Below are 26,720 nucleotides of genomic sequence, written 5' to 3'. Positions count from 1 at the left end.
GGCCGATGAAGACGACGCGCTACAAGAAGTATGAGGGCGACCTGGCCAGCGAGCTTGGCCTTGAAGAGCTGATGGAAGCGCTCGGCGATTTTCTGCTCGATTCCGGCTTCCAGAACCCTTACGCCGAATTCAATGAGATGAATCTCGACCAGACGCTCGACGACCTGCGCGAGGCCATCCGCCAGTTGCTGGAGAACGGCGACTTCCTCGACGAGCAGACACAGCAGCAGTACGACGAGATGTCTGCCGAACAGCAGGAGAGCCTGGTCGACCGCCTGGTCGAGCGCATGCAGAACGAGAACATGATCCGCACCGATGCGGAGACCTCGGACAGGACGCAGCAGTCCACGGCGCCAGGCGAGGTCGGCCGCAACGAGTCGCAGGTCCGCTTCGAGGTCACCGACAAGTCGATGGACTTTCTCGGATACAAGGCCCTGCGCAATCTGCTTGGCTCTATGGGCCGCGCCAACTTCGGTCGTCATGACACGATCCAGGAAGCATCTGGTGTCGAGGCCAGCGGATCGTCCAAGCCCTATGAGTTTGGCGACACGCTCAATCTCGACGTAACTGCTACGCTGAAGTCCGCCATTGAACGCGAAGGACTGAGCATGCCTCTGAACATTGAGTACAGCGATCTGTACGTGCATCAGTCAGAGTTCCAGGCATCTTGCGACACGGTAGTGATGCTCGACTGCTCGCATTCGATGATCCTCTATGGTGAAGACCGCTTTACGCCGGCGAAGCGAGTCGCCATGGCGCTCTCGCACCTGACGCGTACGCAGTTCCCCGGTGACTCGCTGCACCTGGTGCTCTTTCATGATTCAGCCGAGGAGATTCCTATCTCGCAGCTTGGCCGCGTGAAGGTGGGCCCCTGGTATACGAACACCCGCGAGGGCTTCAAGGTCGCCCGCCGCATTCTTTCCCGCTCCAACAAGCAGATGAAGCAGATCGTAATGATCACGGACGGTAAGCCTTCGGCGCTGACCCTGCCTGACGGACGTATTTATAAGAATGCGTTTGGGCTTGATCCTCTTGTTGTCTCTGAGACGCTGGAAGAGGTGGGACGGTGCAAGCGATCCGGCATTCAGATCAATACCTTCATGCTCACCAATGATTTTGCCCTGGTGCAATTTGTGCAGAAGGTGACCGCGATGTGCCGTGGGAAGGCGTACTTCACCACGCCGCAGACGCTGGGGAGTTATCTGTTGATGGATTTCATGCAGCGGCGGATGAGAACTGTTCATTAGAAAGGATCTGCAGATAAGACGGTTCGAGCTTCGCTCGAATACCCATGTCCCCGAGGGACATTCACCCAGTGCATAGGAACCAAAGAAGCGAAAGCCCCTCGCACGGAGGGGCTTTCGCTTTCTGTAGTCTCGTACGCGTTAGAAGTCGATGATGTCTTTCTTATCGTCGATCTTCTTGCCGTCCACATCCGGAACTTTCTTCAGATCATCGATCGTCTTGAAGTCGCCGTTCTTGGTGCGGTAGTCCACGATCGCGGCGGCTTCCTTATCGGTCAGGCTGAGAGCCTTGGCCAGGTCAGCGGCGGTCGCCTTGTTTGCATTGACGTGTGCCGTCGCTGCAGCTCCACCACCCGTACCAGGTGCGGGGAAGTTCTTGGAGACGTAGTCGAGGATGGCGGCGAAGTCCTCATCGCTGGCGGTGGCTCCCATGTCCACCATCTTGGCAATGGTCGCTTCCCAGCCCTCGCGGTTCTGCGGGCGGCTGACGATGTTGTTCGGCGAGTGGCAACGGCTGCACACACGCAGCGTCACATCGCGTCCCGGACCGGCGGGAAACTCAGGATGCTCATCCTGCTGATACGCGGCCATGACGGCTGCCGGCGGATCGGCCGGCTTCGGCTCTGCGGTGACCGAAATAGCCACCAGACACAACGCAACCCCAATACCTGCACCTGTGAACTTCAGATACACCGGATTCAGCTTGCTTGTGAGCTGATTCCATTTCGTATGTAAAGCGCTCATTTCCCTCACCTTCCCGTTGGTAGACCCTGACGGGATTTTAACATTCTGACTTCTCACCAGGCCAACTGGTGAGCCATATCGTAAGACTCTGCGCGGTATTCGTTCGTGACCGGGCGTCGACTCTCATATAGAGTCGCATGTAGAGTTGGTTGATGTATCTGGACGCATAGCCAACGATCTAAAGGAATTGTTTCCGGCCCATGGCACCGAATCAGAAAGAACTCGCGAAGCTCGCCGGCGTCTCCGCCGGTACGGTTTCAAACGTTATCAGCGGATCTGCAAAGGTGAGCGAACGCTCGCGGCAGAAGGTGCTGGAGGCGATCCGCGTCCTCAACTATCGGCCCAACCTGATCGCCCGGAGCCTGAAGACCAATCGCACTTATACGCTGGGCATCGTCATCCCTGACATCACGATTCCCTTCTTCCCGAAGATTGTGCGTGGAGCCGAGGCCGCGGCGCGCGAGCGTGGATACTTCCTTATCGTGCTTGACTCCGAAGGCAGCGCCGAACGTGAAGCCGACATGCTGGCCCTGCTGCGCGCGCAGCGAGTGGAAGGCATTCTGCTGGTAACGGCTCAATCACGCGAAGCCGCCGAGACTGAAGATCCGCAAAGCGTCGCCGGCTCTCCGATCATCTGCGTTGACCGCGTGCCAGTTGATCTGGAGGTTGACTCGGTCTGCGTCGATGACGCCGGCGCCTCCGAGATGGCAACGGCTCATCTCATCGAGAACGGTCATACCCGCATCGCCATCATCACCGGTCCCCTTTCGCTGCAGAATGAGCGCGAACGTCTTCGCGGCTATCGCAACGCATTGACCCGCGCGGGTATTCCGGTGGATGACTCGCTGATCTGGAATGCGGCGTTTGGCCAGGAAGTCGTCTCCGGCTTGTGTCAGCGGGGCTTCCGCACGGGTGATAGCAAGCCGACGGCACTGCTGGCAACCAACGGCGTTACCGGTATGGCCGCGCTCCGCAGCCTCTACTCACTTGGTCTGCGCACGCCGAGGGACTTCGCCTTTGTGACCTTCGACCAGGTAAACGCCGAGGCCCTCTTCAAGCCCGGGATCTCTACCGTGGTGCAGCCCACCTACGAGATGGGGCACCGCGCGGTGGAAGTACTGCTGCGGCGTATTGAAGGCGGAGAGCAGTCTCCACCTCCCATTACCCGCGTGCAGCTTCCGGCCGAGCTGGTCGTACGCGAGTCCTCGGCAGGCCGCCTGAAAGACGAACCCGCAAAGAGCGAGACAAAGAAGCACGCCAAGGAATAAGCTGGTGGCCCAGTTTCCCGCATGCAAAACGTCTCATCGAACAGTGCTCCACCGCTCGCCATCGCGGCGAAGTCTCTGACGAAGTCCTATGCCGGCGTGCGGGCGCTTCGTTCCGGTTCGCTCGAGCTGTTGCCTGGTGAAGTTCATGCCCTCATCGGTGAAAATGGCGCCGGCAAATCGACCCTGACCAAGATCATCACCGGAGCCATTCATCCGGACTCGGGTGAGCTGGAGATCTTCGGTCAACGCATCACGGAAAACGACCCCAACCGTTCCCGCTCTTTGGGCGTCGCTGCCATCTATCAGCAACCTGCCATCTTTCCGCACCTCACAGTCGCGGAAAACATCTGCATGCCGCTGGAGCGTGAAAAAAGCGGCATCACAGTGGACTGGCGCAGCCGCAAACAGCGGGCGAGCGAGCTGATTCAATCCATCGGGGCAAACATCGATCCGGACCGGCTTGCCGGAACGCTCAGCATGGCGGAGCAGCAGGTCGTAGAGATCGCCAAGGCGATCGGAGCAAAGGCCCGCATTCTGCTGATGGATGAGCCGACTGCCCTGCTCTCCGAGCGGGAGACAGAAAAGCTCTTCACGCTGGTGAAACGTCTCCGCTCCGAAGGCGTCGCCATCATCTACATCTCGCACCGTCTGGAAGAGATTCTTACCCTCGCCGACCGCATCACCGTGCTGCGCGATGGCGAGACCATCGCCTGTTGCAATGCCTGCGATGTCGATCGGGCAAAGTTGATCGAGCTGATGGTCGGCCGGTCGATCGAGTCAGTCTTCCCTAAGCGATCAGTCGTTCCGGGTGAGGTCGCCATCGAGGTGAAGGGCCTCAACAATCCTGAGGCCGGGCTGCACGATATCTCGTTCTCAGTGAGAAAGGGAGAGATCTTCGGCATGGCCGGCCTGGTCGGCTCGGGCCGCACGGAGCTGGCGCGGACGCTCTTCGGCATTACTCCGGTACATACACCCATCACCTTGCACGGCCGTCAGGTCACGATCGGCAGCCCTGCTGAAGCCATTGCGCATGGCCTCGGATATCTGCCCGAGGACCGCCGCCAGCACGGTGTGATCCTGGATATGAGTATCGCCAGCAACATCACGCTCGCCAGCCTGAATGATGTGGCGAAGCATGGTCTGCTGGACAGCAATCGGGAACAGTCAGTCGCAGAGGGATATCGCACCAGCCTTCGTATCAAGGCCCCTGCCACCGATACCGTGGCCGGAGCACTCTCCGGCGGAAACCAGCAGAAGGTAGCGTTGGCGCGTTGGCTGGCCATCAAGCCAGGGATCATGATCTTCGACGAACCGACACAGGGTGTAGACGTAGGCTCCAAGTCAGAGATCCATGAACTCATCGTGGAGTTCGCGGAGCGCGGCATGGCGGTCATCCTCATCTCCTCCGAGCTGCCGGAAGTGCTGGGGATGAGTGACCGTATCGGAGTCTTTTACAACGGCACCATCGCCGCCACGCTCAGCCGGGAAGAAGCTACACAGCAAAAGGTGATGTCGCTGGCCTTTGGCCACGAGGTACAAGCATGAAGGCGCACGCACGCGAACTTGCCGTAGCCGCAACCATTCTGCTGGTGCTGGCGCTGCTTGCAGCGACCACACACGGCTTCTTTACTGTCGACAACCTCTCTGACCTGTTCCTCGCGAATGTCCCGGTTCTTATCGTCTCTCTCGGGATGACCCTCATCATCCTGACTGGGCAGATCGATATCTCGGTAGGGTCTGTCTTTGCTGTCTGCAGTATTGTCACGGGAGTGGCCGCACGCGCCGGTCTGCCTGTATTGGTTGCCATGCTGATTGCCAGCGTTGTCGGCGCCTTTCTCGGCTCATTCAATGGAACTTTGGTCGCCTGGATGCGCATGCCTTCCATCGTCGTGACGCTGGCCTCCATGGTGACTATTCGCGATGGCCTGCGCTGGCAGACGCAGGGCGCGTGGGTTGGAGATCTTCCGGGCAGCTTCCAGAGATTCGGTCTCTCACAGACGGCTTATACCATCCTCATGCTGATGATTGCGGTGCTGCTTGTCGTTGTCTTTACAGTGGGGCTGCGCTATTTCCGAGGTGGACGAAATATCTTCGCAACCGGCTCAAACGAGGCAGCGGCACGTATTCTCGGTATCGACACCAACCGGGTCCTCTTCTCGGTCTTCGCCATCACCGGACTGCTCACCGGCTTCTCTGCCGCGCTCAATGCAGTGCGCTTCAATCAAATTCCCAGCAACTCCGGCATTGGCCTGGAGCTGAAGACGATTGCCGCGGTGGCGGTAGGGGGAGCCACCATCACCGGCGGTTCCGGGACGATTGCTGGGACGGTGCTTGGCGTCGTTCTGCTCGGCATCATTGGACCTGCGCTTACTTTCCTCGGCGTCAGCGCCTACTGGGAACGCGCGATCCAAGGGCTCATCATTCTGGCGGCCGTTTCGGTCAATGTCCTGAGCCACTATCGTCGGAGGCAGGTGAGCCATGCTTAAGCGCCTGCATATCTCCGCTGCGGAAGTTGCTCTCGTTGTCGCGCTGGTGCTCGAGTGTATTTACTTCAGCATCGCCGCGCCAAGCTTCGCCAGCTGGGGAAACTTCTTTGAGATCGTCCGCTTCTCGGTCGAGCTCGGCCTGCTGGTAATCGCACTTACACCGATCCTGATTACCGGTGGCATCGATCTCTCGGTTGGTTCCGCCATCGGCATGACCGCCGTCCTCTTCGGCACGATGTGGCATGACGGTCATCTTCCGATTGCCGCCTGCGTTGGGCTATCGCTGCTGCTGGGCCTTACTGCCGGCGGGTTGAATGCGCTCCTGATAGCCGGACTTCGGCTGCCGCCGCTGATCGTAACCCTCGGCACTTTCTCGCTCTATCGCGGCATTGCTGAGGGCATCACCCATGGAGCTGTGAGCTTTACGGGTTATCCCGCAGGCTTTCTCCATCTGGGCCAGGGATACTTCTGGAAGCTCATCCCCGTACAGCTTCCTATTCTCGTCCTCGTGCTGACGGCCTATGTCGTCCTGCTGCATAAATCGGTGATCGGCCGCTCGATCTACGCCATCGGCTTCAATGCCGAAGGCGCCCGCTATGCCGGCATTCCGGTACGCAAGCGGCTGGCGCTGCTGTATGTGCTCTCCGGCGTCATCGCATCGCTGGCCGCCGTAATATACGTCGCACATCTCGGTTTGGCAAAGTCCGATCTTGGAACCGGATACGAGTTGCAAGCCATCACCGCAGTGGTGGTCGGCGGCGTCTCGGTCTTTGGCGGCCGCGGCACGCTGCTCGGTTCGATGCTGGGGCTCTTCTTCCTCTCCGTGCTGCAGAACGGTATGCATCTGATGGCGCTACCGTCAGAGCTCACCGGAGTCCTGATCGGCGTGCTACTGCTGGCGATCGTTGCCGTCGACCGGCTGCGTTCCACCGGCGCGTTCAAGGTCACGGCGGGCGAAGCTCCTTTGTGGAAGCGGCCCGCATTTGCTGTCGCTGCCCTCGTTATCCTGGCGACCGTCGGCACGTTGCTCTTCCACGCCGCCGTCCATCGCAATGGCGCGGCTGCCGCTGGACATCGCCTGACCATTGCGGTCATGCCGAAGGCCAAAGGCGATCCGTACTTCATCAGCGCCCGTGCTGGAGCGGAAGAGGCCGCCAAAGAGCTCGGAGTCGATCTCATCTGGGATGGACCCACCAGCCTCGACGCCTCGCAGCAGAACGAACTGGTGGAGAACTGGATCACGCGCGGCGTCGACGCCATCGTCGTCGCGGTGGAGAACAAGGGCAGTATCTCCACCGTGCTCCGCAAGGCTCGCACGCACGGCATCCCGGTGCTGACCTGGGACGCAGACGCCGAACTGAATGCACGCGACTACTTTCTGAACCAGGCCACGCCAGTCGGCATCGCCAATGCGCTGACCGATGAAGGTGCACGGCTTTTGCCGGATGGCGGACAGTTTGCCATCGTGACCGGAGCATTGAGCGCCGAGAACCAGAATGAGTGGATCGCCGATATCAAGAAGCGTGTCGCTTCCGACCATCCGAATTTGCAGCTTGCCACCATTCAACCCAGTGATGACGATCGCGACAAGGCCTTCAATCAGACTCAGGTGATCCTCAAAGCCTATCCGCAGGTGAAGCTGGTTGTCGCGATCTCGGCTCCGGCGGTTCCGGGAGCGGCGGAGGCGGTCGCACAGGCTGGGCGGAGCGACGTCAAAGTCATCGGCCTGTCCCTGCCCTCAATCTGCCGCACCTATCTGCACGATGGTTCTGTACAGACGATCTTCCTGTGGAATACGCAGGACCTTGGATACCTGACGGTTTATGCGGGGGCTTTGAAGGCGGAGAAGAAGATCCCGGCTGGAGCCAAGAGTGTGCATGTCGGCCGGCTGGGTGATCTGGAGATTAGTGGATCTGAGATTATTCTCGGCAAGCCGCTGCTTATCGATAAGAACAACGTCGACAGCCTGCATTTCTAAATGTGCGAATACACTGAGCGCCCCATCCATCACATCGTGACGGGTGGGAAATTCGAGCGAAGCTCGAACCATGAAGACCGTACTCGCCATCCTGGAGCAAGCTGGGTTGGCGGCGCAACCTCCATATCAAGATCGAGAACCCGCAATATCTTCTGCTTGTTATCGGAGCTTTGGAGGAAATCGGTTCGCTCGGTCTGCCCGCGCTCTCAGTCGCATTTATTACCGCGAACATTATCCGCAACCACTATGTAGCCTTGCCTGAATTACAGGAAACAGCAACAGCTTGCGGAGACATGGGACAAGAATCTCCGCTCGCAGGCTATGAAGAGGCATTCACAAACAAGCGCATCCTTGGCTAAACCATTTCCTGTTACAACGCATTGGGGGAGTGCATGGCCTCACCGCGGCGGAGAGGACCGCGAACCTGCGGCCACTCTGCCCCAGCTCGGAAAAATTGCCGGGAGAAACCGGTGTGGACATTGGTCGTCTGTAGATGGCCATTTGTACTATTCATTGACTACACCATTACACCATTCTGTACCTCTCCGCTTGAGTCATAAGATTCAGGGCGAAATGTAGGATGTGTGTGCCTTGTCACGAAGCATATTCTTCGGCCTGCGCGCCTGAGGTACTCATTTGCCCGACCGCCTTAAACGCTCGAATCCATAATGAGGAGAATGTACGGTGAAATCGATTCTCACGAAGAGCTGGAGCCTGTTCCTAATTCTGAGTACCCTCTTTAGCGTGCCGGCGCTTGCGACTCAGCGCTACGTGTCGCCGACCGGCGATGACAACAACGACGGTCTATCGACTTCGACGCCATGGCAAACCATCAACAAAGTAAACAGCTTTCTCTTTCAGGGTGGCGATACGGTTTCCTTCCAGGGCGGAGCAACCTTCGCGGGGTGTCTGGTATTTAATTCCATCAACATAATGAATTCTTCTGCCGCAGCTCCGTTCACGGTGAATTCCTATGGAACGGGCGTGGCAACGATCCAGTCGAACTGCACGGGAAACACTTCGGCCGCGATCACCATTGACAATATCAACGGGTTTTATTTCGATGGCTTGAAGGTGACAAACGGATTCACCACTGGTGCGAGCAGCTCAACCGCGATAGGCATCTTGCTGGAGAATCAAAGTTCCAACACGCCGACGCAAACCATCGTCGTGAAGAATTCGGAGGTTACCGGATTCGCTCCTCCCAGCGGCAGCACGGCCATCGGCGGAGAGATCATCGTCATCGGCTACGCGATCAATGGCAACAACGGGCCGCTTAATGACGTCGAAATTTTGAACAACAGTTTGCACGGGGCCAGCGTGACAGCCGGGGATCATTGTGGCGTTTGCGGATACGGCGATGGAGAAAACATTACCAATGTTCTGATCCAGGGAAATACTGTCTATAACCTGGGCGATCCCGCCCCCTATGGCGCGCTGGAAGCAGACGGCATGAATGGGGCTACGATTCAATACAACCTTGTCCATGACATTGGGGCTAATAGCACCAAGTGTGGCGGAACCTCCGGGATTGAAACATACACCTCCAACAACGTCACGGTGCGATTCAACGAGGTATACAACGTCCAGCCAGCAAGCAATACGCAGGCCAAGACCTTTGGAGGTACCGGATGCGACTGGGACGGAATTGATTTGGACGGAGGGACATCAAACTCCATCGTGGAATATAACTACACCCACCATAACGCCGGAAACGGTTTACTGGCCTACGATCCCAACGTGGGTTCGAACATTTGGGGATACAACACCTTCCGGTACAACATTTCGGAGAACGATGATTGGACAGGGGTTCAGGGAGGACTCATGGACGCTGTGGGCAGCGTCCCTCATAACCCGCTCTATATCTATGGCAATACGTTCTTCGATAACAACACCACGGAAAATACCCTGTCGACTTCAAGTGCGTGCTTTTACTTTGGCTTTGGAGGAGGGGCCTGGGCCAGCGGATCGCTTATCAAGGACAACATCTGCTATCTGAATAATCTGGATAAGTACGGGCGGAATGGGCAATTTTATTACAACCCATATACGCAAACAGGTATGACCTTATCGAACAATTTGTATTGGACAGATTACAGCTATCCCTGGTGGCGCTGGGGCGGAACTATTTATAAGGGCCTCGCGGCTTGGACCGCAAGCGGGTTGGAAGCGAACCCCGCGTCGGCCAACCCGTTGTTGAACAATCCCGGCAACGGAGGGACGTGCAGTTGGACGCCGTCCTTGTTGACTGGGCCGCAGACGTGTCCGCAGGCGTATACCTTGCAATCGGGCTCGCCGGCGATTGGCACAGGTGTGGACGTCGCAAGTAATGGCGGGAGAGATTATTACAACAACAGCTTGACGAGCCCGCCCAGCATCGGTGCGTACTCCACAGGGAATCCTATTGGGGGCGGAGGAGGCGGAGGAACGCCACCGGCTGCTCCCACCAATGTGAGCGCCAGCGCCATTTCGGTCAGCACTGTCAGCCTGAGTTGGACCGAGGTATTGAACGCAACGAGCTACAACGTGTACCGGGGCACCACCAGCGGCTTTACACCGTCCGCCGCGAGTCTGATTGCCGAGGGCGTTGCGGGCTCGCCATTCACAGATGGCGGCTTGATGCATTCGACGACCTACTACTACGTGGTGGAAGCAGTCAACTACTCAGGCTCCTCCGGGCCATCGAATCAGGCTTCAATCATCATGCCTGATCAAGTCAACTATTACGTGTCGCCTACCGGCAACGACACCAACAACGGGACATCGACATCCACTCCGTGGCAGACGATTAACAAGGTAAACACGTCCGTCTTCCCGGAGGGAGCGATCGTGAGCTTCGAGGGAGGGCAGACATTCGCAGGATGCCTGGTGGCAAACACCACTAATGTTCCGAACTCCTCCGCACTTAATCCGTTTACGTTCCAATCTTATGGGACGGGCATGGCGACGATTCAATCGAACTGTACGGGAACGGGTTCATCTGCGATCACCGGCGATACGGTCAATGGCTTCACTGTGAACCGGTTGAAGATTGTCAATGGTTCGCAAACGCTAAATGGTGTCTTACTCGAAAATCAGCACCACGCTTCACCCATACAAACTCTGGTGGTTGAGAACTCCGAGATCACGGGATTCGCGCCGGTTAGTGGGGTCACTGGAGGTGGCGCCGAGATATTCGTTATCGGATACGCGATCAACGGGAACAAGGGGCCCCTGAACAATGTGCAGATACTCAACAACAATCTGCATGGCGCCAGCGTGACTTCACCTGACGGTCCTGGTGTCGCGGGCTACGGCTATGGAAAGAACATTACAAATGTTCTGGTTCAGGGGAACATGGTCTACAACCTGGGCATGCCGGCCAGCGATTCTTTCGGGGCCTTGGAAGCGGACGGCTGGAACGGCGGGACCATCCAATACAACGTGGTGCACGATATTGGCGCCAATGTGACCTCCTGCGGTGGAACTGCCGGGATCGAGGCCTACACCTCCAACAACATAACGATTCGTCACAACGAGGTGTATAACGTACGGCCATCTCCAAGCTTCACAGCAGGATGCGATTGGGACGCGATCGATCTTGACGGCGGAACCACGAATTCCCTCGTCGAATACAACTACACGCACAACAACTTTGGCACAGGGATCTATGCCTACACCGTCAATCCCAGCGGATCGACCTGGGGACCCAACACCTATCGTTACAACATCTCAGAGAATGACGGTTTGCAGGGAGGAAGTAATGGGGCCTTTGGCCTGGCGGGCTATCCTCCGCAAAATGCCTTGCAGGTTTATGGCAATACGTTCGTAAATACAGTTTCCGAATCAGGGAATACCACTGATCCGGCGGCATGCTTCTTCTTTGGCTTGTGGAACGGGGGCGGCGCCGCTGCAACCGGAAGCATGATCGAGGACAACGTCTGTTACATGAATGATCCGAATTCCGCAAACAATGTGGAATTTGTGCGTACCGCAAGCAATTCAATCAGCGGAATCACGTTCCAGAACAACCTGTATTACACGACCAGTAATCCAGAATGGATATGGAACGGGACCACCTACACAACTTTGCCTTCCTGGGAAGGAGCGGCAGTGGACAGTGGATCCATTTTTGGCGACCCGCTGTTGAACAATCCTGGAGGCGCAGGAACGTGCAGCTGGGCACCTTCAGGTCTGACTGGCCCTCAGCCCTGTCCTGTGGCCTACACGCTGCGATACGGCTCTCCAGCATCGGGGGCGGGCGTGAGCGTCTCCGCTAATGGCGGCAGCGACTATTACGGGAACACGATTCCGAGTTCACCTAGTATCGGCGCGCAGGCTACATCGCCTGTCCCGACAACCACCTTGCTTACCTTCACTGACCTCTCGGTAGGCGACTTCAGCGTAGTGCCATCGAATTACCAACCCGTGAGCGGTCTTACAATCACTTGGAACGGAGGAGGCGTCGCAACCTATCGCTATGGCACCTACACCTACGATGGTTACCAGGATCACACTCAGGCGGGTAATACCGGCGCGCCGTCAATCGATGTCGGCACGCCCACAAGAGGCAGCGGCTGGAGCAACACGAGCAGTCTCAATTTCAGCGCACCGGTGACAATTCCCTCGCTCTACGTTACCAATTACGACTGGTGGAAGCAGGATGTAATACTGACCGGCTACACCAATGTGAACGACACTACTCCAGTAGTCACTGTGACAGTGCCTTATACAAGCATACCGAACCACGCTACGGGCACTACCACGGGAGCTTGGGTGCAGATTACAGGGTTGAGTGGCTATCCAATCCGGAGATTGGACATCACCGGCACGAAGGACAGTAGCACTTCTCAGTATGGAGGGGCACTAGTGGACGACATAACAATTAACCATTAGTACTTCCTCGCTCCGGAGCGAACGCGGTCTCTCTTATAACGGCGTGAAGTATTTCGATGCACACTCGGCTGGCTACAACTTTATTGACCGCAGCGATGGCTCAAACCGCTGGGTAGATATGCCTGATAAGAATCAGGCATATCTGCTGAACAGCATTCCGCCGGACGAACTGGCTCATCTCATGGAAGAACTGATTTTAACTGGACCCCAAAGAACGAAACATGCCCTCACGCAACCTGCGCTCCCATCGCGTGCAGGCACGTTCGTAGGGCCTAAGCACTGACTGCTCCAAAACATGCATGAGCTTTCGTGTCGGATTTTCACGCAATAAGACCGTTCACCCTTGCAGGGGATACTTAGTCGTTAGGAAAGAAAAATGAAACGAACATTGAGCATCGTAACGTTATGGATTTTATATATTGGCGTAATTGGGCTGCCTCTGACCCCTGTCTACGCACAATCCACTTCAGCCGCTCAAAAAGAAAAATTCACTCCTTCGGAAAAAGTCATTATCGATACCGACATTGGCGACGATATTGATGATGCATTCGCACTCGCCCTTGCATTGAAGTGTCCAGAATTGAATGTATTGCAGATCAACAGCGCTTTCGGACTGGTTTCCATTCGAACTGCAATGTTGCAGCGTTTTCTTGACGAAGTGGGACGGGCGGATATCCCCGTCGCAACAGGGGTTCCTAGTCCAATGCCAGAAAGTCACTTTACACAGCGCCGCTATGGCGAGCGGGACGGGGTACGGAGACCGGCTCCAGATGCGATTGAGAGCACACTAGCCCTCATCAGAAAGTATCCGAATGAGATCACTCTGATAGCTATCGGGCCGATGTACAACCTGGCCGCCATGATCGATCGCGATAAGGAGACATTCAAGAAAGTAAAACGCGTTGTGATTATGGGGGGTTCTTTCTATAAACGGAATTGGGACTTCGGGTTCGGCCATCCACAAGGCCAAATTGCCGAGTGGAACATTCTGGAAGCAATCCCGGAAGCTCAGAAGCTTATGGCGGCTAATGTCCCCCTGTACATGGTCCCGTCAGATTCTACGCAGCTTAAATTTGATGAAGTAAACAGACGGCTACTTTTCAGGGTGGATACGCCACTTACGGATCAACTGCTGATTTTGTATCAACTGTGGGGGCAGACTACGCCATTGCTTCACGACGCAATGACATTAGCGTTCCTCGTTAAGCCCGATATGTGCCCGATGAAAGAAATGCATATCACTATCGATGACGCAGGATTTACCCGGATAGGGGCGGGAGCACCGAACACGTTCGTATGTTTAGAGTCGGACCCTGAGCGCTTCATCAACTTTTATATGAACCGGATGCTCTCGAATTAGGGCAGTTTGAATTATGGGTCGATTGCGTCGAGATCGCAGCTAGTCCGTTCCCGAGAGAACGCCGCGCCGGATGGCGGTTGCAACCGCTTCGGTGCGGTCAGAAACCTGAAGCTTGTCCATGATCTTGTTGACATGATGTCGAACAGTGTTGTCGCTAATGTCCAGAGCTCCTGCAATCTGCTTGTTGGTTGACCCCTGGGCGAGCATTTCGAGGATTTGCAATTCACGCCCTGTCAAATCGGCACGCATCATCCGGTCAGCGAGCCGGGCAGCGATATGGCGAGGAATGTATCGTTTGCCTGCATCGACGACTGTGATGGCGGCAACTATCTCTGATTCCGTTGTGTCTTTCAGCAGATATCCTTGGGCACCAGCGCGAATAGAGCGATAAATATCTTCGTCCTTCTCAAAGCTCGTCAGCACGATTACTCGAGGAGGAGCCTCAATGTGTTTCAACGCGTGCATCACGGCAATGCCATCCATGCCTGGCATACGGAGATCCAACAGGAGCAGGTCTGGCTTGTCCTGTTGGACAACAGCAAGCGCTTCCTCACCGCTAGCGGCAGATCCGATGACCTCGAACCCCACTCGTGCGCTCAGCATATTCGTCAGGCCGGAACAGACAACCGGATGATCATCAACGATCAGTATTCGTATTCGCTCGTTGCTTAGCTTCAACATGGAATATATGCCCCGATGCATATCTGAAAGTGCGTTTCAGTGAATTGGACAACGTCATAACTGGAGGTAATGGCACGGTGATAGCGACACAAGTTCCCTGCCCAAGCCCGGTGATGATGTCAAGTCGCCCCGAGATGGACGCGGCTCGTTTGCGCATTCCGCGGAGGCCAAAGCCAAGCAGATCTCCACTCTTCACAAAACCGTTACCGTCGTCCTGGATCTTCAGCTGGATCGTGTTGTCCTCGTAGTGCAAAGCAATTGTGAGATTGCTAGGATCGGCGTGACGAACCGCATTCGCAATGGCTTCTTGACCGATACGAAGTAAAGCATCCGCAATCTGCAATGAAAGCGAACGCGGATTTCCGCTACAGGAGGTAACAACGTTGACCGATCCTCCTTGCACCATGTTCCGCGCGGCATTTTCAAGTGAAAGCAGGAGGTCGGTCTCCTGCAACGAATTCGGTTGCAGTGGCTCGATGCTCCGGCGCGCCTCCTTATGGCTATGGCGCACTAAATCCCGAGCCAGATTCACTTGTTCCTTCAAGCTGGGCATGTCACGAGGAATCTCTTTAAGAATTGCTTGGAGTTGGAAACCGATTCCTGCAAAACTCTGGGCGAGGGTATCGTGAATCTCGTGGGCCAGGCGCTCTCGTTCTTCGAGCACCGCCTCGAGCCTCCACTTCTCTATGCGGCTGACGATGATCTGTGCGAGAAAAACCAGGACCAATATCCCCAACACACCGGCAATGTACAGGACGTGACGCGTCGTCCACCATGTTGGAGGTTCAATGATCTCGACGTCGGTTGGGGCTCGAAGTAAAAGTTTGGACCGAACGTCATAGGCACTCCTCAGTCCATAGTTCCACATCCCTTCAACCTCAAGCACACTGATACCAGATATGCGAATCTTGCTTCCCTCACGAAGTTCTGGAAATGGATCTGAGCCACCAGATTGATTCAATTCTGCGAGTAGGATGTTCGATTCATCTTGCAGCAGCAATACTTCACGAAAGGGCTCGTGGATTCGTCGCACAAGATGGCCGTCCACACTGACCAAGGTATTGTTCATCGTGCCGGACGAGATCTCGGCGATCTTAACTAAGGCCGGTTGCAACGCTGCGCCAGATGCTGTTCGCCGCAGGACTGCATCCTGCAGAATCGGGCCCGAGTCTGCAGGCGCAGGAAAGCCAACGGCTTCGACCCGGTCACCTGGCTGAATCGTCTTATTCTCTGCCGTTTTAACCAACAGAGCTTGTCCCCTATCTTCGAGAATAAGGCTCTCACCGGGTTTGTAATATGTTGCTACGCCAGCGACGCGTACGCGGTGATAGTAGTCCGTACCCGAGAGATACTGCATTAGTTTGCCGACCGGGATAAGCGGCGTAGCGAAGATATCTGGAGGAGGAGGCCGTAACACAGTCAGATTACGCATGCTGGGCACGGAGAGATTGGCAGCGATAATCTGCCTTTTCTGATTTTTCGAGCACATCGTGGGAGCATCGATGCGAACGAACGCATCGATCAACTTTGCGGCAAGGTCGGCGTCTGCTGCAGGGAACGTGGCATCGATGATGCCGTCATCGACGGCGATTCTCATCCATATTTTCTGCGAGTTCGATGCTCCTTTTCTGATTCCCACAGAGCGGACCATGCCAGTCACCGAAACGTATTGACAATCCCGATTGCCATTGCTGATCTGTTTGAACGAAACTTTTATGGGTTTTGGCAGAGGCGCGCGTCCGAGTTTTCGCACAGACAGAGCCTGCACGACGGGTGCGAATAAGCCTGGCTTTGCAGTGCCTTCGACATCAATCTCATCACCCGGCATAAATTGCTCAGGATGGTCGAAGTAAATCCAGATTCCTCCCGTACGATCCTGAAGCGTGAAACCGTCGTTCAAGGATTGAGTGACGACGCCAAGCAGGTGTGCGGGATATGCGCGCTGGGCCTGCTCTTGCGATAGGGCATGAATTGAGGCCGCAGTCTGATAGATTGCGGGCGATGATTCTTCCCGTGCCTGCGCACAAACGCTCCCCAAAAGCAGCAGGCTCAAAGTCGTTATGCAAATTACAAGCGAAACCGAAAAACCGCCATTGTCACTGTACCTATCTCTCCGCAACCGTCCCGCCGTGGCAAGAGCCAGACTGTGTGTTGCATCTTTTGGCCTGACTCGACGCATTTCCAACTCCTGAACGGAAAGAGAGCTTCGGCGCGGAGCCTGCTCCCCGATCCGGTTCCCGATCTTATCCGCAGGGAACATCACTTGTATATAAAATGCACGCGGTTAGGTAGCCCCTTGGAATATGGCCCATTTGTACTATTCACCTGCTACCCCATTCGCCTATTCCGCACTTATCCGTTCGAGCCTCGAGATTGAGGGCAGAACGTAGGTTGTGTACTCCTCACCGAAGGTCTAGTCTTCGGAGCGTTCCTTTTGGAAAGTCCCCGTCGTACCGCTATCGCACTCGTCCTTTGCGCAGGAGGTAGCGCAAAGGACGAAGAGCAACTGAGCCGAAGTGCGCTGTTCGCGTGGATCCGGGAACGAAGATGAACACTTAGAGGAGACCGACGATGAGACTCAATTCGCGCAAGAATCGATCTTTTTTATGCCCAGGGCTGACCCCTCTGCTGCTGACTGGAATTCTATTCGGCTGTTTCGGAACGCTCTGCTTCGCGCAATCGGATCGTGGCGCCATGACTGGAACAGTGACTGACCCGACGGATAGTGCCGTTCCTGGCGCCAAAGTTACGGCTACAAACCTGGCTACTGGGACAACGAACCAAACTCTGACTACCAGTGCCGGAAATTACACCATCCCGGAATTACCAGCGGGCATTTATTCCCTAACGGTCGGAGCCCCCGGCTTTACCACTTTGGTCCGTAGTGGCATTACCGTCTCTGTGAATCTGACGGTGCGTCTGGATGTAGTTCTCAAAATTGGTTCGACAGCCGATACCGTTACTGTCACCGGAGATGCGCCGCTGCTGAAAACAGAGAATGCCGAGAACAACCTAACGATCACTTCCAAAGACATCAATTCGCTTCCACTCAACATGGCCGGTGTCGGGGCGATTCGCAACCCACTCTCGTTTTCACTCATTGCACCTGGAACCTGGGTCGGCAGTTGGAACAATATCCATATCAATGGTGCTCCTGGATCGACCTATCGCATCATTCTGGACGGCCAAGATACGGGCAATGGATTGTTCGCGCAAGCATCCGACGAAGTACAGCCTTCAGTGGAAGCCCTTCAGGAGTTCACGATGCAGGCGGACAGTTTTCCGCCGGAGTTTGGCCAAACCACAGGCGGAATCTTCAACTACACAACGAAGTCTGGCGCGAACAAGTTTCACGGTTCGCTGTACGAGTATTTCGTCAATGAAGCCTTCAACGCCGGCCAACCCTTTACGGACGACGGCCACGGACATCTGGTGAGGCCTAAGAGCAGGAAGAACGATTTTGGAGGTAGTTTCGGTGGCCCGGTATGGATTCCCAGGCTTTACGACGGCCATGAGCGTACCTTCTTCTTCTTCAACTACGAAATGTATCGGGACCGAGCCAATACGAGCAGTGGGTTCAAGACCGTCCCGACCGCGGCATATCGTAACGGCGACCTGAGCTATCTTCTGACTGGAAAGCAGATCGGAACGGATCCCCTTGGACGTCCCATCATGAATGGCGCCATCTACGATCCAGCGACTACCAGAATAGTGAACGGCCAGACTGTTCGCGATCCTTTTCCGAACAACTACATCAATCCCAGCCGTTTCGATCCCGCTTCAGCGAAGGTTCTGTCGCTAATCCCAAATGCCGCCAATAGCAATCCGACGAACAATTACCCGGTCGTCTTTCCGGCCAACAAGTACCAGTGGATTCCAAGCATCAAGATCGATCACAATCTCACGCGCAGCATACATCTGTCTGGCTACTACTCCATGCAGGCAACGGACAAAGACAATGGCGGCGATGGCCTTCCCGATCCCATCTCCGCTCGCCGGTTCCAAATTATTCGGAGTAATACCGTCCGCGTCAACATGGATGACGTGGTAACTCCAACCATCGTGGTACATGCCGGTATTGGGTTCCAGCGCTACTACAATCCCGACTCAACACCGATCACGACGTTTAACCAACAAACCCAGCTAGGCTTGGGTGGCGCCTTAGTCGGAGGGTTTCCTGTTATCTCAGGTCTCTCAATTAATGGACAATCGTTAGGCCTCGGACCTTCCAACTATCAGCTTTACGTGCTTAACAAGCCGACAGCGGTTGCTTCGGTCTCATGGCTTCGAGGCGCACACAATTTCAAGTTCGGAGGTGAATGGAGGCATGAAAGCTTCCTCAATCAAGTTTCCACCCAGGCGCTTGGCAGTTATTCCTTCGATGCGCAACAATCAGGACTTCCCTCAACCAATGGCCAGAATCTCAATGGAGGCTCTGTCGGAAATGGTTTCGCCAGCTTCCTCCTGGGGAATGTGAACAGTGAGTCCATCGGAAACGTGGCGAACCCCTGGTTTGTACGAGCTGCCGGTGGCATCTATGCGCAGGACACGTGGAAGATGACCAGGAAGTTGACTCTAACCTATGGGCTTCGCTACGACATGCAGCCAAGGCAGCATGAATTGAAATACCGGACAACGCGTTTCAGCCCCGACATTGCGAATCCATCCGCAGGGAACCTTCTCGGAGGTGCGGAGTTTGAAGGGTATGGGAGCGGGCGTTGCAACTGCTCGTTCGAACACTATTATCCGTATGCATTCGGACCCCGTGTGGGAATTACCTACCAAGTCGACCCGAAAAGTATCTTCCATGCGGGTGTTGGGATCTTTTACGGTCAGCAACCCTCCTTCAACTATGTCGGATCGGGGAACAGCCTGGGATTTGGGTGGAACACCAAGAGTTACACGGCTCCCGGTTATGGTCTATCCGCAGCCCAGTTTTCCAACGGTATTTCGTATACGCAGGATGATCTCTATGGAGTCAACTTGAATCCAGGAATCCGCCCCAACACCGGCCAGGTCAACACCCTGCCTAGTTGGATTCATCCGACAAACGGTAAACCACCTAGAACTCTACAAATGAATGTCGGCTTTCAGCGGGCCCTGACGCCCGATCTGTCCTTTGAGATGTCCTACGTCGGCGTCCGTGGGTCCTGGTTCCAGGCCGATGGATTGGTCAACCCCAACCAGCTGACTCAGCAGCGTCTCAATAACTACGGCCTCAGCTTGACGAACTCGACCGACCTCGCCTTGTTGAAAAAGACGATGTCAGATCCAGCGGTGAAGGCCAGAGGCTTTACCGCTCCCTATGCTGGATTCCCTTCCACTGCTTCCCTGGCGCAAGCATTAAGGCCATATCCTCAATTTAGCAGTGTCGGCGTAAGCGGTACCATGCTCGGCAACTATTGGTATGACTCGCTGCAGATCAAGATGACGAAGCGGCTCTCGCGTGGCCTTTGGTTCATTGGGGCCTACACGTGGTCTAAGGACTTGGGCACCACCGATAGCGTGTATGGAACCTCGGTCGCAATTGCGGATGCCAGCCAGCCGCGCGCGAGCCAAAAGACATATCTCGGTGTCGATACGCCACATGCTTTTTCAATCAGCTATCGCTACGAGATCCCGACCTTCGGACTGGCGGAGTCGGGTTGGAAGAAGCGCCTATTCAAAGGATGGACAACTGACGGGATCCTCCGTTATCAGAGCGGGACTCTCATTACCATTCCTGGCGCCCAGGACGGATTGACATCAGCCACCTTTGCGCCCAACAACTTTGCCAATCGCGTTCCCGGACAACCTCTATTCCTCCACAACCTGAATAAGCATGATTTCAATCCGAGGACCAGTTTGATCTTGAACTCTGCTGCATGGTCTCAACCCACATCGGGTACCTATGGGACTTCAAAACCAAGGTTCTCCGACTATCGTAATCCTCGTTACCCAAACGAGCAGATGGGCATCGGCAAATCGATCGGTATTAAGGAGGGATTGGTTTTCGAGGTTCGAGCAGACTTCTTCAATGTCTTTAATCGTTGGGCCTACCCAAGTCTGAGCAATACATCGAATTTCCTCCAAGTCACACAATATGGATCCAACGGCTCCGTCACCAGTGGCTTTGGCTATATTGGGGACAACATAAGCAGTGCAGGCAGTAACTATCCTCCGCGCAGTGGTCAGATTGTGGCGCGCCTACAATTCTGATTTTGAGTGATTTGTGGGTACAACGCAGGCGTGTGGTGTTGACCATTCTTATGTGAGTGGGTTCTGGGAAAAAGTATAGACAAAGCGGTCGCGCGAAAGCGCGATACCCCACCCTTCGCGGTGAAACTGCGAAGGGTGGGGTATCGAGAGTATCGTGAATCTAGACTTCGGTGGCTTTGATGGCGGCGGCTACTGCTTCTGCGCCGTCGTGGACGGTCAGCTCCACCCGCAGCACCGTCTTCTCGCCTGGCTTCAAGCTCCTCAGTGTTCCGCGCTCGCGTTCCTTTTTGCGGCCGAGGCTGCGGCAGTTGGAGGGCTCGAGGCCGAGGACGTAGTGGTTTACACCCGTCAGCTTCCACTGGACAAAGTCAGGCAGCGTGCTTGGGTCGTAGCGTACGCTTACAGCCCAGTCCTTCTTCTCCCGGTCGCTCACCAGCAGCGTATTCACCCAGCCGTCCGCTCCCGGCTTCATCGTGTGGAAGTAGACGCGCTCTTCGATGCCGCGCGTGGGCTCTTCAAAGAGACGCCACTGCTTGAGGCTCTCCTGCGCATGGGGAGTAGCTGCGTCCGTCTTCGTAGGGCTGGCAAAGATCTCGCTCTTGCCTGTCAGCAAGGGGTAGCCAAAGTTGAGGTGATAGAGCGCCATCAGCGGCGATTCGTTATAGCCGAGGTTCTCAATGGTGTCCTCTACCGCGATCGTGCTTCCCTTCAGCGAGGCTGTGATCTTGCGGCTTAGCACCAGGTTCGGACCAAAGACCGAGGCCTCACGCACCTTTCCCGTGATGGTGAAGATGCAGTCGTCGCCCTGCCACTCCTCTGACCAGCTCACCTGCTCTGCCGGCGTGTTGGAGATAGGACCATGAAGGCCGAGGTGCTGGCCGCAATCGTCGCACGGAGCGCCTGCGTGGGAGAGGCCGCAGAAGCAGAGCAGGCCGCCATGGAAACCGCTCAGCCATTCCAGGCCGCGATTCGAGAAGTACGATGAGTTGGTCACACCGGTCGGCGACTGCCAGCTCAACGACTTGCCCAGATAGGTGGCCTCTCCGATATCCATACCGCGCCCCGGCATCACCCAGAACTCGAGGCCGGTTGCAGTACGCACCCGTAGAGCCGAAACCCCCTTGGCCTTGCCTTCGGCATACTCAAATGCGGTCACCCCGCCCATCTGCGACAGCCGGCCGATACGTTCTTCGATATAAATGCGAGTTTCGGAACTCATGTGCGTCCATCTCCCTTGGCCATTCTAAAAAGAACTGGCGCGATGGCAAGGCCATCGCGCCAGCGTAAATCCTTCTTGATGATTAGGGAAGCTTCTTGATGTAGATGTTGCGATGCAGAATTCGCAATGTTCCAGGTCCCTCGAGCTCGAGCGCGATGTAGCCGCTAGCCGCCATCCGCTCCGGGTCGGTATCAACGGTCTGCGTAAAGACGTGCCCGTTCACGATATGGGTCAGGGTGTGGCCGTCTGCGATGATCTCGATCTCGTTCCAGCCGTCTTTCTTCAAGTACGACTTCAACTGTTCGCCGGTACCCAACTCAGCCACAACGCGCGGCTTAGCTCCGTGCCCCTCGAATGCAACCACCTGACCGGGATAGGTCATGATGCCGCGCTCCGAGCTCTGTTCATATAGCTGGCCGGTGTACCGGTTGTCATAGTTGAAGTCCATCTGATAGCCGGTCATGTTCCAGGCGGCATGTTTCTTGTTCAGCTCAGCCGCTTTGGCCATACGGGCCTTCTGCTCCTCCGTTGGATTGGCGGGAAGAATACGGTCGCGAACGGGAACAATATGACTGCGGTACTGGATGCCTCCGTTGGCGCCATTACCCTCCATCTTCACCTCCATGCGGAGGCGGAAGTTGGCAAACTGGCTGACCTTGTAGATCAGGTTGGTGGTGCCAGAAGGGATAGCATCGCTGGACGAGCCGACGATGGTTCCATCGGCGACGCTCCAGACCTCTGGAGCACCACTCCATCCGGTCAGGGTCTTGCCATCAAAGAGCGACGTCCAGCCGGTGTGGTCTTCCCAGTTGCGCGGCTCAGGAGGAACCCGGTTCACGGGTCCAAGAGGAGGAAGCTTCTTACCGGCAGCCTTCTGCGCGGGCGACGTCACAGTCGCGGAGACGAAGAAGACGGCAGCCGCGAACAGGCCTGCCGTCTTTCTGAGATTGCTGATGTACATCTGGATCTATTCCTTACTCTTTCGGCGGAAGCGCCGACTCCCACTGCTTCGACTTGGCCGACTTCAGCACGGCATCGGTGACGTAGTCGCACTTCAGTCCATCCTCGAAGGTTGGCTCCGCGCTCTTACCCGCACCTGCTGCGATCAGGAAATCCGCAACCTGGTGGATGAAGGTGTGCTCGTAACCGATCTGCAGACCGGGAACCCACCAGTTCTTCATGTACGGATGGTCGCCGTCCGTGATGTGGATGCTCTTCCAGCCGCGCAAGCGGCCCTCGTCGCGATGATCGAAGAACTCCAGGCGGTGCAGGTCGTGCAGATCCCAGCGGGCCGAGGCCTTTTCACCGTTAATCTCCAGAGTGAATAGCGCCTTGTGACCGCGAGCGTAGCGCGTTGATTCGAACAGGGCCATCGATCCGTTCTCGAAGTGACCGAGGAAGGCGGCAGCATCATCAATGGTGACTGGCTGCTTCTTGCCTGTCTCATTGTGCATGCGCTCCTTGATAAAGGTCTCGGTCATAGCCGTCACATCGACGATCTGGCCGTTCAGCCACATCGCCATATCGATGTTGTGCGCCAGCAGGTCGCCGGTAACGCCTGAGCCGGAGACAGCAGAGTCGAGACGCCACAGCGCCTGTCCGCCCTGCGGCAGATCTTCCGAGATGGTCCAGTCCTGCAGAAACTGCGAACGATAGTGGAAGATGCGACCGAAGCGGCCCTCATCGAGCAACTGCTTCAGCAGCACGACGGCGGGAACGCGGCGGTAGTTGTACCAGACCATGTTGGGCACACCGGCCTTCTTGACCGCGTCCCACATGGGCTTGCCCTCTTCAGCCGTACGAGCCAGAGGCTTCTCGCACAGAACCCACTTGCCGGCCTCAGCGGCGGCAATAGCGATCTCAGCATGCGTGTTATTCGGGCTGGCGATATCGATCACATCGATATCTTTGCGCTCGATCAGTTTGCGCCAGTCGGTCTCAACCGATTCGTAGCCCCAGGTGTCGGCAAAGCCTTTGGCCTTCTCTGCGCTGCGTGCACAGACAGCCTTCAATACCGGTTCATACGGCGTATCGAAGAAGCGCGGAGCCTGCAGGAAGGCGTTCGAATGGGTCTTCCCCATGAAGCCATAGCCCACGAGGCCGACGTTCAGTTTTTTCTTAGCCATGTCTGTTCTCTTAGTCCCATCCGTGCGCGTCGCGCACCTTGATCATGGTGGCAAGAATGTCGTTCCAGGTCTGCGGATTCAGCATCATCGCGTTGGGGAACATGCAGCCGTCCCAGCAGATGTGTTGCATCGCCTTTGTGTGCTGGCCATCCGTACCGCGCAGCCACAGGCCGGCAACTTCGACGACATCCATCTTGCCGTTCGGATCGTTCACCGGACAATGTCGTCCGGTCTTGTCGTGCGATCCAGCTCCATGAACGGTACCGTCGTTTTGCGCGACGTGGAAGTCGATCGTCCAGGGACGCAGCGCATCGGTCAGCGTCTTAAACGCCGCCATCAACGTGGCCTTGTCGTTCCAGTCGAAGTTCTCCGGCAGGATGCGATCCTGCGGAGCGTTGTAGCCCAGGGTGTAGAGCATAGAGTGCGCCATGTCCGCCTGATAGCCCAGCGTCTGCGGACGGTTCACGGCCTCCAGCAGTTCCACCACGCGGCGCCAGCTATGCATGGCGCCCCAGCAGATCTCGCCTTCGAGAGCCAGACGCTCGCCATACTCTTCGGCGATGTTGCAGGCTTCGGTCAGCGTAGCCGCGGCCTTCTTCGTGTTCTCAACCGGATTCTCTGCCCACTGTGAAGGGCTGGCGGCGGTATCGACACGGATGATGCCGTACTTGCGGATGCCGATCTCCTTGAGCGTCCTGCCCATGATGCAAGCCTTCCTCACCTGCGTGAGATAGTTCTTGCGCTCCTCTTCGGACCCGAAACACGAGCCACCACCTGTAGGCGGCCATACCGGCGCTACCAGCGAGCCCACAACCAGGTTGCGGCGGGCGATGGAGTCGGCGAGCTTCTTCAGATCGTCCGGCGTCGAATCGATGTCGGTATGCGGTGCTGAGGCGAACAGATCCACGCCGTCGAACTTCACGCCGTTCACGTCGGCGGCAGCCGTCAGGTCGAGCATCTGTTCCAGAGAAATCGGCGGCTCCGAGTCTGGTCCTTTCCCGACCAGACCCGGCCACATTGCGTTATGCAGTGCAGGCTTCTTGTGTGTGCTCACAACACTCTCCGGTTACTTTTTCTTTTTCAGCGGCTCGGCATCGGGGTTGCCGGGGCCAAAGTGCTTGAGGATCACCAGCGGGTCACTGATGCTCTTGTTCTCGACCACCACGCCCTGGTTGGCAGAAGCCTTGGTGATGAAGTATTCGTCTTCTGTCAGTTGGCCGAAACGGATCATCGTCGGAGCAGATACCGGCTGCTTGCCGAGCGATCCATGGCCTTGAACAACGATGCAACCATACGCTTCCGCGTCGGTGATCGTCACCTTCTGACCTGGCAGTACTGTGAGTTCCTTGGCCGAGTAGAAGCGTGTACCGTAGGTGACCCACACTTCGCGATAGCCCAGCTTTTCGGTCTCGGCAAACGGCTTCACCGGAGTTGGGAAGCACTTGTTCGACTTGCCAAACTCGGGGTTCACATTAGCATCCCAGTCGAGCATGGCGATCAGGTAGTCCAGATCGTGCTGCTTGTCTGCAGGAACATCCTTCACCAGCAGGCTCCAGTCCACAAGACGGCCATCTACTTCAGACTGGAACATCGCGAAGACATCAGAGTTCACCTGCGGCTCATAAGTGACCAGCGAACCCGGAGCGTGCAGGATGCCTGGATCGATCTGCCAGCCCGTACCCGGCTCCAGCAGATAGGCACGCGCGAAGCCGAGGATGCCGTTGTCGCCCTTGTTCCAGTTCTCCAGGCACTTGCGCACATCGTCCTTCGTCGTGCCAGGCTCAAGGCCCATGAAGGTGTATGGGAAGTTGTTCTTAATCTGGTTGTATTGCGGCGGAAAGTAGTAGGCCTCTGGCTTGCCTTTGAAGCCGACACGTGCCGCGAACTCATCATCCTGGTGCATATGGTGAGGAATTGGGCCCATGTTGTCGAAGAACTTGCAGAGGATGTTCCAGCCCTTCTCGCGAGCCATCACATCGGCGCCCAGCAGCAGATCGCCGGCTTCATCGACGCCGTCCTTCAGAAGGAACTTCTTACCGGCGTTGGTCACGACGTAGCTCAGGCCCTCGTCCTCAGTGGTCAGCGGGCCGTTCGACGCCTTGGTCGTGGACGAAAACCAGCGTTCGTTGATGCCGCCGCGGTTGGCGCCAAAGGCATAAAGATCGTCCGGATGCAGCCGCAGACGGCGGCCGGGGATCATAAACGAACGGGGGACCCAGCAGGGAGCCAGCCGGAGGATGCCCTCACCGGCATTGATAGCGTCCTGAACGATAGAGCGATTCACCATGTGACATCTTCCTTCTTATGTTGCGGAGAACTGGCTGCCCCACCCATGACAGGCAGAAACCAGTGAATCCGGTTGTTTGAGGACGTGAACACTATAACGCCCACCCACCTTTGGCCGACGCTGCGGGAAATGCAGCAGATAAGGGCATTTAGGCGGAGAGTTGAGCGGCACCGTGAGACGTCTCATTGCCGCGAGGATAGTATCGATGCAGAGAAGCCAATGTCAAGGACTTCGTAAAACGCTTCGATTTTTGG

Annotated in this window: 16 protein-coding genes; 8 read left to right on the top strand and 8 right to left on the bottom strand. The window is 56.3% G+C overall.

The features are described 5' to 3' along the window. Nucleotides 1-5: 5 nt before the first annotated feature. Nucleotides 6-1,247 (top strand): vWA domain-containing protein, encoded by a 1,242-nt coding sequence (locus tag FTW19_RS12065; RefSeq protein ID WP_147647860.1) that lies wholly within the window; start codon nt 6-8, stop codon nt 1,245-1,247. A 138-nt stretch (nt 1,248-1,385) separates the two neighbouring features. Here the strand turns inward: FTW19_RS12065 and FTW19_RS12060 are convergent, their stop codons facing one another. Further along, on the bottom strand, nt 1,386-1,988 hold the full coding sequence (locus FTW19_RS12060) for a ComEA family DNA-binding protein (RefSeq protein WP_147647859.1): 603 nt from the start codon (nt 1,986-1,988) through the stop codon (nt 1,386-1,388). Between the two features lie 200 nt (nt 1,989-2,188). On the opposite strand from FTW19_RS12060, the gene FTW19_RS12055 reads away from it, so the two are divergent. The 6 genes from FTW19_RS12055 to FTW19_RS12025 all read left to right on the top strand — a co-directional run bounded on the left by FTW19_RS12055 (nt 2,189) and on the right by FTW19_RS12025 (nt 13,955). After that, nucleotides 2,189-3,256: a LacI family DNA-binding transcriptional regulator gene (locus FTW19_RS12055; RefSeq protein ID WP_147647858.1), complete on the top strand. Its 1,068-nt coding sequence runs from the start codon at nt 2,189-2,191 to the stop codon at nt 3,254-3,256. A gap of 21 nt (nt 3,257-3,277) precedes the next feature. Next, nucleotides 3,278-4,801 carry a sugar ABC transporter ATP-binding protein gene (locus FTW19_RS12050; RefSeq protein ID WP_147647857.1) on the top strand — a complete coding sequence of 508 codons (1,524 nt, stop codon included), beginning with the start codon at nt 3,278-3,280 and terminating at the stop codon, nt 4,799-4,801. Further along, nucleotides 4,798-5,742, top strand: coding sequence for an ABC transporter permease (locus tag FTW19_RS12045; RefSeq protein WP_147647856.1), 945 nt, complete (start codon nt 4,798-4,800; stop codon nt 5,740-5,742). Before FTW19_RS12050 ends, FTW19_RS12045 begins: the two co-directional genes overlap by 4 nt. Next, a complete protein-coding gene (locus FTW19_RS12040; protein WP_147647855.1) occupies nt 5,735-7,720 on the top strand; it encodes an ABC transporter permease/substrate-binding protein in 1,986 nt (661 codons plus the stop codon). Before FTW19_RS12045 ends, FTW19_RS12040 begins: the two co-directional genes overlap by 8 nt. A 684-nt stretch (nt 7,721-8,404) precedes the next feature. Then, a complete protein-coding gene (locus FTW19_RS12030; RefSeq protein WP_147647854.1) occupies nt 8,405-12,595 on the top strand; it encodes a fibronectin type III domain-containing protein in 4,191 nt (1,396 codons plus the stop codon). A gap of 376 nt (nt 12,596-12,971) precedes the next feature. Further along, a complete protein-coding gene (locus FTW19_RS12025) occupies nt 12,972-13,955 on the top strand; it encodes a nucleoside hydrolase (protein ID WP_147647853.1) in 984 nt (327 codons plus the stop codon). A gap of 39 nt (nt 13,956-13,994) precedes the next feature. On the opposite strand, the gene FTW19_RS12020 is transcribed toward FTW19_RS12025, so the two are convergent. Together FTW19_RS12020 and FTW19_RS12015 are read right to left on the bottom strand one after the other, a co-directional pair. Further along, on the bottom strand, nt 13,995-14,636 hold the full coding sequence (locus FTW19_RS12020) for a response regulator (protein ID WP_147647852.1): 642 nt from the start codon (nt 14,634-14,636) through the stop codon (nt 13,995-13,997). Next, a complete protein-coding gene (locus tag FTW19_RS12015; protein ID WP_187143441.1) occupies nt 14,593-16,689 on the bottom strand; it encodes a sensor histidine kinase in 2,097 nt (698 codons plus the stop codon). Before FTW19_RS12015 ends, FTW19_RS12020 begins: the two co-directional genes overlap by 44 nt. A gap of 518 nt (nt 16,690-17,207) precedes the next feature. Between FTW19_RS12015 and FTW19_RS12010 the strand changes: the two genes are divergently transcribed. Beyond that, the gene (locus FTW19_RS12010; RefSeq protein WP_147647850.1) at nt 17,208-20,834 is read left to right on the top strand and encodes a carboxypeptidase regulatory-like domain-containing protein; all 3,627 of its coding nucleotides are present in this window, start codon (nt 17,208-17,210) and stop codon (nt 20,832-20,834) included. A 160-nt stretch (nt 20,835-20,994) separates the two neighbouring features. Here FTW19_RS12010 and FTW19_RS12005 read toward each other — a convergent pair whose 3' ends face one another. The 5 genes from FTW19_RS12005 to FTW19_RS11985 form a co-directional block, all read right to left on the bottom strand. Continuing rightward, on the bottom strand, nt 20,995-22,053 hold the full coding sequence (locus tag FTW19_RS12005) for an aldose 1-epimerase family protein (RefSeq protein WP_147647849.1): 1,059 nt from the start codon (nt 22,051-22,053) through the stop codon (nt 20,995-20,997). Nucleotides 22,054-22,135: 82 nt separating this feature from the next. Next, nucleotides 22,136-23,014, bottom strand: coding sequence for a 3-keto-disaccharide hydrolase (locus FTW19_RS12000; protein ID WP_147647848.1), 879 nt, complete (start codon nt 23,012-23,014; stop codon nt 22,136-22,138). 13 nt (nt 23,015-23,027) lie between these two features. Continuing rightward, the gene (locus FTW19_RS11995) at nt 23,028-24,179 is read right to left on the bottom strand and encodes a Gfo/Idh/MocA family protein (protein WP_147647847.1); all 1,152 of its coding nucleotides are present in this window, start codon (nt 24,177-24,179) and stop codon (nt 23,028-23,030) included. 10 nt (nt 24,180-24,189) lie between these two features. Continuing rightward, entirely contained in the window at nt 24,190-25,233 is a 1,044-nt protein-coding gene (locus tag FTW19_RS11990; RefSeq protein WP_246153705.1) for a sugar phosphate isomerase/epimerase family protein, read from the bottom strand. A 12-nt stretch (nt 25,234-25,245) separates the two neighbouring features. Beyond that, on the bottom strand, nt 25,246-26,466 hold the full coding sequence (locus FTW19_RS11985; RefSeq protein WP_147647846.1) for a hypothetical protein: 1,221 nt from the start codon (nt 26,464-26,466) through the stop codon (nt 25,246-25,248). Between the last annotated feature and the right edge of the window lie 254 nt (nt 26,467-26,720).

The organism is Terriglobus albidus, assembly GCF_008000815.1.
Classification (GTDB): Bacteria; Acidobacteriota; Terriglobia; order Terriglobales; family Acidobacteriaceae; genus Terriglobus; species Terriglobus albidus_A.
This window is presented reverse-complemented; position numbering and strand designations above follow the sequence as displayed.